Annotated in this window: 13 protein-coding genes; 8 read left to right on the top strand and 5 right to left on the bottom strand. The window is 42.9% G+C overall.

What is annotated here, in order from left to right; all coding sequences use genetic code 11:
- Nucleotides 1-10: 10 nt before the first annotated feature.
- Genes ACSLBF_RS16035 through ACSLBF_RS16025 form a run of 3 tightly spaced genes read left to right on the top strand, consistent with a single transcriptional unit; the run spans nt 11 to nt 2,482 of the window.
- A complete protein-coding gene (locus ACSLBF_RS16035) occupies nt 11-826 on the top strand; it encodes a CheR family methyltransferase (protein ID WP_440054349.1) in 816 nt (271 codons plus the stop codon).
- Entirely contained in the window at nt 823-1,437 is a 615-nt protein-coding gene (gene cheD / locus ACSLBF_RS16030) for a chemoreceptor glutamine deamidase CheD (protein ID WP_440054348.1), read from the top strand. The genes ACSLBF_RS16035 and cheD overlap by 4 nt, the downstream gene beginning before the upstream one ends.
- Nucleotides 1,438-1,450: 13 nt before the next feature.
- Nucleotides 1,451-2,482 carry a protein-glutamate methylesterase/protein-glutamine glutaminase gene (locus tag ACSLBF_RS16025; RefSeq protein WP_440054347.1) on the top strand — a complete coding sequence of 344 codons (1,032 nt, stop codon included), beginning with the start codon at nt 1,451-1,453 and terminating at the stop codon, nt 2,480-2,482.
- 23 nt (nt 2,483-2,505) lie between these two features.
- On the opposite strand, the gene ACSLBF_RS16020 is transcribed toward ACSLBF_RS16025, so the two are convergent.
- Nucleotides 2,506-3,543, bottom strand: coding sequence for a polysaccharide deacetylase family protein (locus ACSLBF_RS16020; RefSeq protein ID WP_440056253.1), 1,038 nt, complete (start codon nt 3,541-3,543; stop codon nt 2,506-2,508).
- A 42-nt stretch (nt 3,544-3,585) separates the two neighbouring features.
- Between ACSLBF_RS16020 and ACSLBF_RS16015 the strand changes: the two genes are divergently transcribed.
- Entirely contained in the window at nt 3,586-4,854 is a 1,269-nt protein-coding gene (locus ACSLBF_RS16015) for an MATE family efflux transporter (protein WP_440054346.1), read from the top strand.
- Between the two features lie 54 nt (nt 4,855-4,908).
- Here ACSLBF_RS16015 and ACSLBF_RS16010 read toward each other — a convergent pair whose 3' ends face one another.
- Nucleotides 4,909-5,190 carry a hypothetical protein gene (locus tag ACSLBF_RS16010; protein WP_440054345.1) on the bottom strand — a complete coding sequence of 94 codons (282 nt, stop codon included), beginning with the start codon at nt 5,188-5,190 and terminating at the stop codon, nt 4,909-4,911.
- The gene (nfuA, locus tag ACSLBF_RS16005; protein ID WP_440054344.1) at nt 5,190-5,765 is read right to left on the bottom strand and encodes a Fe-S biogenesis protein NfuA; all 576 of its coding nucleotides are present in this window, start codon (nt 5,763-5,765) and stop codon (nt 5,190-5,192) included. The genes ACSLBF_RS16010 and nfuA overlap by 1 nt, the downstream gene beginning before the upstream one ends.
- 145 nt (nt 5,766-5,910) lie before the next feature.
- Here nfuA and ACSLBF_RS16000 point away from each other — a divergent pair, with 145 nt between their 5' ends.
- Nucleotides 5,911-8,439: a M14 metallopeptidase family protein gene (locus tag ACSLBF_RS16000; RefSeq protein WP_440054343.1), complete on the top strand. Its 2,529-nt coding sequence runs from the start codon at nt 5,911-5,913 to the stop codon at nt 8,437-8,439.
- 3 nt (nt 8,440-8,442) lie between these two features.
- On the opposite strand, the gene ACSLBF_RS15995 is transcribed toward ACSLBF_RS16000, so the two are convergent.
- On the bottom strand, nt 8,443-9,114 hold the full coding sequence (locus ACSLBF_RS15995) for a ComF family protein (RefSeq protein WP_440054342.1): 672 nt from the start codon (nt 9,112-9,114) through the stop codon (nt 8,443-8,445).
- Between the two features lie 57 nt (nt 9,115-9,171).
- Here ACSLBF_RS15995 and bioH point away from each other — a divergent pair, with 57 nt between their 5' ends.
- The 3 genes from bioH to ACSLBF_RS15980 all read left to right on the top strand — a co-directional run bounded on the left by bioH (nt 9,172) and on the right by ACSLBF_RS15980 (nt 11,201).
- Nucleotides 9,172-9,906 carry a pimeloyl-ACP methyl ester esterase BioH gene (bioH, locus tag ACSLBF_RS15990; protein WP_440054341.1) on the top strand — a complete coding sequence of 245 codons (735 nt, stop codon included), beginning with the start codon at nt 9,172-9,174 and terminating at the stop codon, nt 9,904-9,906.
- A 105-nt stretch (nt 9,907-10,011) separates the two neighbouring features.
- The gene (locus ACSLBF_RS15985; protein WP_440054340.1) at nt 10,012-10,320 is read left to right on the top strand and encodes a hypothetical protein; all 309 of its coding nucleotides are present in this window, start codon (nt 10,012-10,014) and stop codon (nt 10,318-10,320) included.
- On the top strand, nt 10,320-11,201 hold the full coding sequence (locus tag ACSLBF_RS15980) for a putative metalloprotease CJM1_0395 family protein (RefSeq protein WP_440054339.1): 882 nt from the start codon (nt 10,320-10,322) through the stop codon (nt 11,199-11,201). Before ACSLBF_RS15985 ends, ACSLBF_RS15980 begins: the two co-directional genes overlap by 1 nt.
- 145 nt (nt 11,202-11,346) lie before the next feature.
- Here ACSLBF_RS15980 and ACSLBF_RS15975 read toward each other — a convergent pair whose 3' ends face one another.
- A complete protein-coding gene (locus ACSLBF_RS15975; RefSeq protein ID WP_440054338.1) occupies nt 11,347-13,659 on the bottom strand; it encodes a Tex family protein in 2,313 nt (770 codons plus the stop codon).
- Nucleotides 13,660-13,757 lie beyond the last annotated feature (98 nt).

The raw sequence follows: 13,757 nt of genomic DNA, 5'->3' as shown, positions 1-13,757 counted from the left end.
GCCGCTGTAGATGAGAGAATTTTTGTTGACGGATGACGATTTTTCTACCATTTCTGCGAAAGTTTATGAGACTTGCGGTATTGTTTTAGGTCCTCATAAAAGAGAAATGATCTACTCCCGTTTAGCGAGGAGAATTAGAGCGAATGGATTGAACTCTTTTTCTCATTATTTGCAGTTTTTAGAGGAACACACTGAAGAATTTAGCCACTTTATTAATGCGATTACCACGAACCTGACATCATTTTTTAGGGAAAAACATCACTTTGACTTTCTGCTTACAAAAGTGATCCCTGAGGTTAAAGCTAGGCACCGTGTTGATAAAAGGGTGCGAATATGGTCAGCTGGTTGTTCAACGGGTGAAGAACCCTACACGATAGCCATGACAATCGCTAATGCCTTTCCAAGGGATTGGGATGTTAAAATACTCGCGACAGACTTAGATTCTAATGTGCTCGCAAGAGGGAGTGCTGGAGAATACAACGCTAAAAGTATTACAGGTCTCGGTCCAGACATGCTTAAAGACTTTTTCCTAAAAAGTCCCGATGGTGGTACTTATAAAGTCAAGCCAGCATTACAAAAGCTTATTCATTTCAAGCGACTGAACTTACTTGAAACATGGCCAATGAAAGGACCATTTGACTTCATCTTTTGTCGCAACGTTCTGATCTATTTTGATAAAGAAACAAAAGAGCGATTATTTGACGGGTTTCGGGAGTTACTTGTATCTGATGGTTATTTGTTTATTGGGCACTCTGAAACCATGGGAAAAGACACTAAAGGGTTTAAAAACCTTGGCAAGACCATTTATCAAAAGGCGTTAATATGAAGGAGTTTAAGCCAGTACTAAATGGTTTTGAGCATGTGAAGCGATTTTGGGATTCTGGGAGGGATACGGTTGTTGCTAAGGTCCTGCCTGGTGAGTTTTATGTTTCCAAACACGATGAACTTATCTCCACGGTTTTAGGGTCGTGTATTTCAGCCTGTGTCTATGATGACAAATTGGGAGTCGGTGGGATGAATCATTTTATGTTACCTGCGACGAGAGGGATATCAGAGATCCATGCAGATGACCTCAACTGTCGTTATGGTAACTGGGCGATGGAGTATTTAATTAACGAAGTCTTGAAAAATGGTGCATCTCGCAAAAATTTAAAAATTAAGCTGTTTGGAGGTGGAAAAATTATTAGCTCCATGACTGATATTGGTGAAGGTAATATTCGTTTCGCTCATGCCTATGTTGATGAAGAAGCCTTAAATCTTGTTTCTGAGGATATTGGTGGGCCGTGGCCAAGAAAAGTGATTTTTCATCCGCAAAGCGGCAAAGCGCAGGTGAAAAAGTTGAAAACGATGCATAACAATACGATTGAGAAACGAGAAGTTAAATACCTGCATGATATCGAGGAAAGTAACAATGAAACGGACATCGAACTTTTTTAGTATGGCGGTGTAAATGATAAAAGTACTGGTAGTAGACGATTCGTCGTTGATCAGAGGCCTGTTAACAAAGATATTAAATGAGGCTGAGGATATTACGGTTGTGGGTTCTGCATCAGATCCGTATCAAGCCAGAGAATTGATAAAACAACTTAATCCAGATGTGATCACTTTAGATGTTGAAATGCCAAAAATGGATGGTATCAGTTTTCTGAAGAACTTAATGCGATTACGGCCAATGCCAGTTGTCATGATTTCTACATTGACACAAGAGGGAGCTCCTGCAACGTTAGAAGCGTTAGAAGTTGGCGCAGTCGATTTTATTTCTAAACCAACCAGCAATGTATCGAACATTCTTCATTCTTACGCAGAAACATTGTTCGACAAAATTAGAATTGCATCAAAAGCTAAAGTTAGAAGTTTACGTACAATTAAAAAAGAAGATCAGCAAGAAGTCGGTGGGAATTATCGTTTCAGAAAAGAAACTATTCTTGCGATAGGGGCTTCTACTGGTGGAACTGAAGCGATCCGAGAAGTGTTGACCAAACTTCCTCATAACGTCCCCCCAGTTGTGATCACACAACACATTCCCCCCGTATTTAGTGCCTCTTTTGCGTTGCGAATGGACAAATCTTGTACAGTTTCAGTGAAAGAAGCTGAAGATGGTGATGTACTTAAATTTGGACATGTTTTTATTGCTCCAGGAGATAAACACTTGACGATTGTCCGCAGTAGTAAGGGTTATGTTTGCAAGCTGGATGAGAAGGAACGTGTCAATCGTCATCGTCCGTCCGTTGAGGTATTATTTGACTCACTGGTCCCTGTTGCAAAAAATGTTTGTGCAGTCATGTTGACAGGTATGGGGAGTGATGGTGCTCAGGCGCTATTGCGTTTACGTGAAGCCGGCGCACAAACATTTGCTCAAGATGAAAAAAGTTCAGTAGTTTGGGGGATGCCCAGAGCGGCATATGAAATAGGGGCTGCAAAAGAGCTCGTGCCATTAAGCAAGGTAGCGTTAACCTTGCTTAATGCAGCCAAAATTAAGTAACCTCTTCATCAACCATTTTTATGTTAGTTGTTTACAATAACCCAAGGCTGAGAAAACCAAAGGTAAGACCCTGTGGATCCCTTCTTGGGAGCGGTGCAGTTATATCGAGTTCGCCCGGCTGCTAATGGTTTCGGGCTACGCACCGTTACTGTTCGTGGTGACAGCCAGTTAATGGTCGCCTGTCCAATTCCAGAAACATAACAAGCAAACTGACTTTGATGAAAGCTGTTGTCTAGATCTTGAAAGTGGATAGTCAGTGTTGGTTGATTGTCTGCGGTGACAGTGTCAGAGTATTCCAGTTTTTTTATATTAAAAGCTTGTGTCTGCATTTTTACACTGAGTGTGTCTAATTTACTATAGATCCCTGAGGCTGGGAAACGAGGTACGCGTGTCCAGTCGGTAGTTACTCCCACTGCACCAGAGTGCTGACCTATTCCGACCAGTCCAAGCTCATTCACCAACTCTTTGAGTGAATTGTTGAATTCACCGTATGGATAAGCGACATAAGGAATATCATGACCAATTTCTTGCTTTATCCTAGCTTGAGACCAAGTGAGGTCTTGTTTGATACGTTTCCGCCATTGTTCCAAGGATTCATTTTCTCGAGTGATATGCAGGTACTCGTGTTCTGCGCTATGGTTGGCAATAGTGGCCCCTTTTTTAGCTAAGTCACGAAGTTCGTCCCAAGTCATGACATAGCTTTTCTTTTCATCAATTAGTTTTGGATTGACAAAAATGGTATAGGGATAGCTAAAGGATTCCAAAATTGGTGCTGCAGCTTCTATATTATTGTCGTAGCCATCATCGAATGTGATTGCGATGGTTTTTGCTGGGAGTGATTTTCCCTTTCTTAGTGTTTCGATAATGGTTGTAAGTGGTACCACATTAAACTGTTGTTCTTTTAAATAAGTTAAATGCTGTTTAAAGGTACTTGCACTGACGCTGGTAACAGCCGGCAATTTCTCACTGACATGATGATACTGTAAGATAACCGCACCAGAGGCTTGGTTCGATACCAATACAAATAAAGCAATTAGCCAATGTATCAATTTTTTAAACAACATAAATCACAACACCTTAGTTTATTATTGCTTGCTGGGCCCATGATACTATCAAACATCACGGTCCCATTGTTAGGCTTAGTTGACACTGCCGTGATAGGTCATATGTCTGAGGCTCACTTTTTGGCAGGGATTGCGCTAGGTTCTAGTTCAATTTCAGTGTTGTTTTGGCTGGCAAGCTTTATTCGCATGAGCACAACCGGTGTAATCGCTCAGGCTTATGGAGAAAAAGACCACGATAAACTGGTTCGTTCTCTCAATACTAGCGTGATGATCGGACTATGTTTTGCGGCTGTGCTTATATTTTTGTCCCCGATACTTATCGATGTTATGGCTTTGTTGTCTAATGCAGAAGCTAAGGTACTTGAACAAGCTGGTGGCTACTTCCAAGTTCGAGTGTTTAGCGCACCTGCTGCAATTGTTAACTTGGTTTTGTTGGGGTTCATGCTTGGTATGCACTATGGCAGGGGTCCTTTTTACGTTGTTCTTATCACCAACCTAGTGAATATCATCCTTGATGTCCTATTTGTAGTGGGCTTTGAGTGGGGAGTGACTGGTGCTGCGTTTGCTTCCGTAATCGCTGATTATATCGCATTGGGCTTATCAATTTACTTGGTTAATCAAGTTGCCAGCCGTCGTGGGATAAATTTGTGTTGGCAATGGTCTGAGAAAGCGGATTGGTTTAAAGCACTTACTTTAAATCGAGATATCTTTCTTCGTTCATTAATGCTGCAAATGTGCTTTAGCTTTATGGCTTTTTATGGAGCTAGGCTGGGCGAGCTAACATTGGCCGCAAATGCTGTATTGCTGAACTTTTTGATGCTAGTTAGTTTCGCAATGGACGGTATTGCCTACGCGGTGGAAGCTAAAGTAGGTAGAGCGAAAGGGGCAAAAGATCTTCACACATTAAAGCTCTGGGTGCGATTGAGTCTATATTGGGGGTTGCTACTTGCCACAGTATACAGTCTCGTGTTTTTCATAGCGGGCAGTGCGATTATTCGCACTTTAACGAGTATTCCAGAAGTTATCGTTTATGCTGAGCAGTATCTTCCCTGGCTGGTGGCGTTACCCATTGTCTCAGCAGCCTGTTTCTTATTTGACGGTATCTTTGTCGGACTGACGCGTGCGAAAGAGATGCGAAACAGCATGTTTACATCGGCTGTGGTTGGTTTCTTCATGGTGTTTTTACTATCGAGGGAGCTAGAAAACCATGGGCTATGGCTTGCAATGACTTGCTTTATGGCATTGCGAGGGATCAGTTTAGCTGCAAAGTTTCGGCACTTATCAATACAAGACCAATTGCTAGAATAAAGCTCGCTCTACTAACACGAAGTAATGGGGCGAATAGTCCTCATTGTGCACAAGTTAGTTGCGAAAAGGGTCATTATCTTTTAAGTGTTTAAGTCGTTGAGAGCGGGACTCTAGAACTTGAGAAAAGCGGTTGGCGAAGATCCCAATATAACCATACACTGCAAGGATCACTGCGGGGAGCATGAATGCCAATCCAACAAGTTGTAACAGGTGATGACTGTAATAGCCGGCAGCAATCAGGACAACCGATATAACGAATAGCGCTAAACCAGTAAAAAATAGTTTAGCGCTGAATTTTGGGCGAGAGCCCCAACGGAAGATTAACGACTTAATCATTAATAATATGAATGCTCGCCTCTAGCATGCTCAGTAATATCACGCACGCCGTTGATTTCTTCAAATTTTGCGATCATCTCTTTTTCTATACCTTCCTTAAGAGTGACATCAATCATTGAGCAGCCATTACAACCGCCACCAAATTGTAGTACAGCGATCCCGTCTTCGGTGATTTCGACTAGGCTGACTTGGCCACCGTGGTTTGCAAGTTGAGGATTAACTTCGGTGACTAACATGTGTTCGACTTGCTCAGCTAGCGATGCATTTTCACGCAGTTTTTTAGCTTTGGCATTGGGGGCTTTCAAAGTCAGTTGACTACCCATTTTATCAGTAACAAAATCAATCTCAGCTTCTTCTAAAAATGGCGCGCTTTCTTCATCAACAACAGCGTCAAACCCATTGAATGTTAAACGAATATCAGATTCTTCTACGGCGTCAGCTGGACAGTAAGAAACCCCACACTCGGCTTGGGCAGTACCAGGATTAACAACAAAAACGCGGATATTTGTGCCTTCAGCTTGATCTGCTAGTAGTTTTGCAAAATGACTTTGGGCGGATTCAGAAATCGTGATCATGACTCGCTCTATACTTGACTAAATTACTCGGTTAATACATATCATACTCCCCTCACCTTACAGTCGCTAGTGTTGGGCGTAAAAATTTGGCAATTTAAAGTTAAATTGCTAGTTTGGCTTTAGTATGAATCTGCTGGGGATATAGATGCGCTTATTTGGTTTCTTTATTTTATTTATTTTTAGCTCAATAAGTTACGGTATTTCTGCTGAATACTATTTTGGTGATGATGTTACTTTTGATGCTAACATTACCACCCCAAAGCAGGCATTTGGTTACGAAGTGGGAGAGTGGCACTTACGTCATAACCAAATTGTGGCGTATTTAACGTTACTGGCACAGCAAAGCCCTCGGATTAGCCTAGAAACAATCGGCTACAGTCATCAGCGTCGGCCACTATTGCTCATAACAGCAACTTCTGCGGATAATCAGCAAAAGATCACGGATATTCAAGCTACCCATTTGGCAAAGCTGGCTGGAACTGCGGACACAGATAAAGAGGGGCCAGCTATTATTTGGATGGGATACAGTGTCCATGGTAATGAACCTTCCGGAAGTAATGCCGCGGTGTTACTCGCATACTATTTGGCGGCAGCGCAAGGGCAAAAAGTCATGGAGCTATTGTCGCAAAGTGTGATTCTGATTGATCCGGTACTTAATCCAGATGGGCTCTCTAAATTTGCAACTTGGGTGAATAGTAATAAAAGTAACAGCCCTTCTTTTGATCCTGAACACAGAGAGCATCACGAACCTTGGCCTTCAAGCCGCACGAATCACTATTGGTTTGATCTTAACCGTGACTGGTTATTACTACAGCATCCAGAATCACAAGCTCGAGTGGCCAAATTTCAGCAATGGAAGCCCCATGTTTTGACGGATTTTCATGAAATGGGAAGTAATAATAGCTATTTCTTCCAACCTGGTATTCCTTCAAGAACACACCCGTATACTCCGCAAGAAAATACCGCTCTGACAGCTATGCTTGCGAAGTTTCATGCTAGAGCATTTGACCAGCAAGGCCAGCTATATTTCACTGGAGAAAGCTTCGATGACTTTTACTATGGTAAAGGGTCGACCTATCCAGACATAAACGGGTCTATCGGCATTCTGTTTGAACAAGCGAGCAGCCGAGGCCATGCACAGGAAACACAATATGGTGTGTTAACTTTTCCAAAAACGATTAAAAATCAGCTGACTACAAGCTTTTCTACCTTTGCAGGGGTACTAGAGTATAAAACGCTACTGAGCGACTATCAGCGGCAGTTTTACCAGCAAGCTGTTGAGCTAGCCGAACAAGAAAACTTTGTTGGTTATGCAGTGGCAAAAGGGTCGGATCCATATCGGTTTAATGAGTTTGTTAAGTTGCTTGAGCATCATGGTATTCAGTTAAAATATTTCACAAAAGAGAAAGACATAGGCGATAGAACATATCAAGCTGGCGATCTTTTTGTACCGCTTCGTCAGTCACAGTATCGATTAATCAAAGCGGTGTTTAACACTGAAACACATTTTCAAGACAATACCTTCTACGACGTCTCGGGATGGACGTTGCCATATGCATTTGACCTACAATTTGACGTTGTCGATAGCCTCAGAGGCTTAAAAATAAGTGGTGAACCAAAACAGGAAGATGAGCAGCAAGTGGTAACATCGGGTGCCTATGCATACTTGGTTGAATGGCAGAACTACTTAGCTCCCAAACTTGCCAATCGTTTGTTAAACAAAGGCATTAAAGTAAATGCAGCAATGTCAGCATTTTCGACAGAAGTAGCGGGTAAACCGAAGCATTTTTCTGCGGGTACCTTGGTAGTAGCAAAAGGCTTACAAAGTCACAGCGAGTGGTTTTCTATCCTATTGGAAGAAGCTCAGTCTATGAAGCTAACACTCTATCCAGTAGCTTCAGGAATGACGAGTGAAGGGATTGATTTGGGGTCGAGAAAAATGCTACCACTTAGCTTACCAAAAGTGTTACTGGTTGGAGGAGAAGGAGTTAGTCAATATGAAGTGGGTGAGCTCTGGTATCACCTCGATAGACACTTATCACTCGCTCCTACCATCGTTGAGAAAAAAGCGCTCAATAAATTAGATTTGAACTCCTATACGCATATCTTTCTTGTCGATGGCAGTTACTCTGATGTGCAAGATGAAGCAAAAGCTCATCTTCAGACCTGGGTAAACAAAGGTGGCGTGTTATGGGGGCAAAAACGAGCTGCACAATGGTTGATTTCACAACAATTGCTTAAAGTAAAAATGGTGAGTAAGCAAGAAATGAATGCGCAGTTTGATACTCAAGGATTAATGTACGCAGATAAGGAGGATTTATCTGCAAAGCAGCGGATTGCAGGTGCAATATTCGATACACGGCTAGATTTGACACATCCTTTGGCATTTGGTTTTGTTGACTCAAAACTACCAAGTTTTAAAAATAGTGCTTGGGTCATGGATAGTTCTGAAAAGCCTTTTGTTACCGTGTCTAATTATACAGCAGAGCCTTTGCTAGCAGGTTACAGCCACGAAAAAAACGTTGCCCAGATCCGTAACTCGGCATCAATAGTGGCGCATCGACACCAGCAAGGCGTTGTGATTGGTGCCGCAGATAATCCGCTATTTAGAGGGTTTTGGTATGGTTCGAGTCGCATAGTCAATAATGTTTTATTCTTTTCCAAAGGATTATAACAGCTAGTTAAAGCGTGTGATGCAAAGCGCCATAGCCCACACGCTCGTTGCGCCTGCTTCTAAACAAGCTTGTGCAGCTGTATTCATGGTGGTTCCCGTTGTTATTACATCATCTAACAGCAGAACACGTTTCCCAGACATTGCACATAAAGGTGTAAATGCTGTGCTGAGGTTACGTTGCCGTTGAGCGCGAGATAATTCTGCTTGCGCTTTTGTTAGCTTATTGCGTACTAGCAGCGGCGATTTATGCGCTAACGGTTGCCATATTTGTTCCACCTGATTGTAGCCTCGGTGAATAAGTCGTGTTCTATGTAGGGGAATTGAGCTGATAAGATCAGGGTGATATACCGACTGCTCTAAGAATGTTTGCCACAAAACCTTTGATATTAAATTCAATGCTGGAAGGTAGTGACTGGAGTGTGAAAATTTAAGTCCCTTAATCCAATTATTGAGTGGAGGTTTGTACCATGCTGCAGCGCTTAGACCGTCACAGTTTGGTAAGCGGACCATGCGGCAGATATCAGGTTGATGGAGTAGATTGATAGGCGCCGAAGTAAAGTCAAAAAGTTGGTTGTGGCAGCTATCACAAATGGCCGTGTTGGCAGTGGCTTGCAGACAGCATACGCATTCGGGCCAGCCAAAAATCTTCTTATTAAGGTCTTTCCAGTCTAACATTGCTTTCCATCCTTGGTTCGCTATGATGAGGCAAATTTTGGTATAGAGATCGACGCTATGCAAAAAAAAATCGTATTTATTCATGGCTGGGGAATGAACAATGCTGTGTGGAGTATACTGCAGCAAGAGCTTGAGCTAGTTGATGGTTACTCGACAGAATCTTTAAATATTCCCGGCTTTGGCGGTGAACCTTACAGTGGTGAGTTCGAATTTACTGCGATTGCTTCCCAACTTGCTAACAAGATTTCACCACAAAGTGTGTTAGTAGGTTGGTCTTTGGGTGGACTCTTTGCGCAAAAAATAGCGATAAACCATCCTGAAAAAGTGAGTAGATTAGTGTTAGTTTCCTCTTCTCCTGCCTTTTGTGCGCAGCAGTCTTGGCCTGGAATTGACCCTACTGTACTGGCTAACTTTGAACAGCAACTACAAAAAGACAGCGAAAAAACCATCGAACGCTTTTTGGCGATACAAGCGATGGGGAGTGAGCACGCTCGAGATGATGTTAAACAACTCAAAAGGTTACTTGCATCTCAGCCAAAAAGTGATCCAGACGCCTTAGCTGGGGGATTGAAAATACTGAAATCTGTCAGCTTAAAAGATGAATTTGCAAGTATTAAACAGCCATTACATGGTGTTTTTGGTCGTTTAGATTCGCTGGTTCCTATAAAAGCTGTCCAAAAAATGCAGCAGTTAAACCCTAATTTCAAGGTTGAAGTTATAGCGAAAGCTTCCCATGCACCATTTATTTCTCATAAAGATGAGTTTATAAATATACTAAATTCAATTGTTTAAAAAAACAGGATAAAAAAGCGGCAAAAAATTGCCGCATCTACTTCCCTTTGTTGATGTTTTGCGCAATAATTAGTCAGTGGAAATAGATCTAAGTCGAGGTTAAAAATGCCAATCGGCGATGTGCTAAACAATGGTATCGAAGGTTACAACAGAGCTGCGCAAGGAATTGCTCAAGCGACTGCTGATATTAACCGTGCAACGGTAGGCCAACAAAATGAGGCTGAGCAGGCCGCAGGACGTCAACTTCAAGGTGCAAGCACTGATGAAGCCGTGACGGCGCCTGTGTCTCAAGTGCCAAAGTTGGAAGAGTCTTTGGTTGCTTTAAAGGTTGAAGAATTCAACGCAAAAGCAAACACGCAGACCATTCGCACAGCTGACGAAGTTTTAGGTACTTTGATTGACATTAAAGTGTAATGAACATAGTAACGCCACCACCGGCGATGAATCTGAATACAGCAAACGTGCATACCGAGTCGGCTGCACGTGACAACCAGCTTCGAGAAATCATTCCCAAAGCTGCACCTACCTCTTCGCCTTTCACCGAAAATAAAAATCTAGCTGATTCTGAAAAAAACCGCTCAGCCCATTCTGACGATGGCAAGTTATACAATTCGTCAGGTAAGCCTGTGGGCGAGAAAAAAGTTGAGGGAAAATCTGAAAAAGAAGAAGGGGACAAAGAGCGAAACGGCTCAGAGAAAGAACAGCAGCAGGCCGAGCAGGACGAGCAGGTAATTCAGGAGCTCAAATCTCGTGACAGAGAAGTGCGGTTACATGAGCAGGCGCATGCCCGAGTAGGTGGGCAACATGCCGGATCGCCTAGTTACGAATATCAACGTGGTCCCGATGGAAACAATTATGCCATTGGCGGACAGGTGATGATTGACGTCGCTCCAATCGAAGGCGACCCACAAGCAACCATTGAAAAGATGCAAACGGTCAGAGCTGCCGCGTTAGCACCGGCCGAGCCATCAGGTGCAGATCGAGCAATTGCCGCGGATGCCACGCAAAAGTTGTCGGCAGCGCAAGCTGAACTAGCGAAGCAAAGTATTAGTGGTGAGGAAGAAAGTAATAACAAGAACAAAGTTCCAAGCATTCAAACCAGACGTTTAAGTGGTGAAATAGCGACAGCTCAAAGTGATGAAGAAGCAAAACTTAAGCAAGATGCCGATCCTTATTCAGTAGCTATGCCTATCGAACCTGATCCAGAAATTCAAGCTAGAGCATTGCGAATTTCTCAGTTCTACCAGCATGTGGCGCAACCAAACCAAGTATCTTCACTCTCTGTGCAGATATAGCTAAGTTAGCTTTTGTTAGCCTCCGCTGGCTACTTTAACGAAGCAAATATTATACCCCGAGAAAGAAAAAGCGCGACAGAGGTCGCGCTTTTATCTTCTACCAATTTGATCTCTAAAATTGGTTAAATATTGCTGTAACTTATTGTTATTTCTTCAGTTTTGCAAAAGCCTCTGCAAATGCATTTCCCATGGCTGCGTTGTTAGGCTCTTTTGATTGTGATTTTGTTTTTCCTGTTGGCTTGCCTTTCAGAGATTTAGAATTTGTTTTCTTCTCGGTTGGGGCGTGATGCACGTCATCATTAAGTCGCATTGTGAAACTGATCCGCTTTCTAGCTACATCAACCTCTATCACTTTTACTTTAACGATATCACCAGCTTTAACAACTTCGCGAGGATCAGAAATAAACTTATCTGTGAGTGCAGATATATGAACAAGTCCGTCTTGATGAACACCGACATCGACAAATGCGCCAAAGTTAGCAACGTTAGATACTACGCCTTCTAGGATCATCCCGACTTTCAGATCTGAAATTTTCTCTACGCCTGCTTTGAATTGTGCAGTTTTAAACTCGGGGCGAGGATCTCGTCCTGGTTTATCAAGCTCTTTAATAATATCTGTGACGGTTGGTACACCAAACTTCTCATCAATATAGTCGTTAGCAACAAGTTGGTTTAGTATTTCTGAATTTCCTATTAGTCCAGAAACTTCAATATTTCTGGTTTCACAGATCCGCTTTACAACAGGGTAAGCTTCAGGGTGAACGGCCGAGCTGTCCAGAGGGTCATCTCCATTTGCAATTCGCAAGAAACCAGCTGCTTGTTCGAAAGCCTTTGGTCCTAATCGCTCAACATTCTTAAGCTGCTTACGATTACTGAATGAGCCATGTTCATCCCGATAGCGGACCAAATTACTTGCTAGGGTTTTGTTTAATCCTGACACTCTTGCAAGCAAGGGGACTGAGGCGGTGTTTACGTCTACTCCCACTGAGTTTACACAGTCTTCAACCACGGCTGTCAGCGTCTGACCTAATTGGCTTTGTGAGACATCGTGTTGGTACTGACCTACACCAATAGATTTGGGCTCTATCTTTACCAACTCAGCCAGCGGGTCTTGCAGTCTTCTGGCGATTGATACCGCGCCACGTAATGACACATCAAGATCAGGAAACTCGTTGGCTGCGAATTCAGATGCGGAATAAACCGATGCTCCAGCTTCGCTGACCATAATTTTGTTTAATTTTAGCTCTGGCGCTGTTTTAAGTACTTCCGCAGCTAGCTTATCTGTTTCTCTGGATGCTGTTCCATTTCCGATAGCGATTAATTCGACCTTATGCTGACGGCACAATTGCTCAAGAGTACGTAAAGATTTATCCCATTGGTTTTGTGGTGCATGAGGATAAATAGTCGCGGTAGTAATGAGCTTTCCTGTCGCATCAACTACGGCAACTTTACAGCCAGTTCTTAAACCCGGGTCAAGGCCAAGCGTCACACGCGGGCCAGCAGGAGCGGCCATTAGTAAATCTTTGAGATTTTTCGCAAACACATCAATCGCTTCTTTTTCGGCTTTTTCTCTTATTAAACCTAAAAATTCATTTTCTAGATGTAGCGCAATTTTAATTTTCCAAGCCCACTGTACCACGCTCATTAACCAAGCACTGGCGGCTTTACCTTGCACAGGCAAACAGTAATGATCGGCAATAATTTGCGCACAATATTGTGCTGAGTCTTCCACTGAAGGCTCTGGGTCGATACTAAGCTGGAGTATTCCCTCGTTTCTGGCCCGAAGCATGGCAAGCGCGCGATGAGAAGGCACTTTGTTGAGCACTTCATGGTGTTCAAAGTAGTCACGATACTTGCTACCTTGGTCTTCTTTGCCACTAATCACTTTACTTTGCAGCTGTGCGTTTTGTTTGAAATGCGCACGGAACTTGGCAAGTAACTTTGCATCTTCAGCAAACCGTTCCATCAAGATGAATTTCGCGCCATCTAACGCCGCTTTGCTATCAGCAACACCTTTTTCGGCATTCACATAATTTGCAGCAGCATCTTCTGGATTTAAGTCAGGATCTGCAAATAAAGCGTCAGCAAGCGGTTCAAGCCCAGCTTCGATCGCAATCTGACCTTTAGTGCGGCGTTTTGGTTTGAAAGGCAAATAAAGATCTTCAAGCACCGTTTTGCTATCTGCAGTGTGAATTTCTCTAGCCAATTCATCGGTGAGTTTACCCTGCTCTGAAATGGTCTTGAGAATAAAGTCACGTCGTTCATCTAGTTCGCGAAGATATCCTAAACGCTGTTCTAATTGACGAAGTTGAGTATCATCTAAGCCTCCTGTGACCTCCTTTCGATAGCGTGCAATAAACGGTACGGTAGCGCCTTCGTCTAGCAAGTTAATCGCTGCGATCACTTGTTGCTCTTTCGCACTCAGCTCCTCGGCTAGGCGCGTTGCGATATTGCTCATGCAAAATCCTTATATTGTTCTGAAACTAGTCTTGATTAAGTTGCCAGTATCAAGAGAGTAAATCATGGGCACTTTTTTAAAGTGCTGGTAAATTGGCT

The organism is Pseudoalteromonas sp. T1lg65, assembly GCF_051930985.1.
GTDB lineage: Bacteria > Pseudomonadota > Gammaproteobacteria > Enterobacterales > Alteromonadaceae > Pseudoalteromonas.
This window is presented reverse-complemented; position numbering and strand designations above follow the sequence as displayed.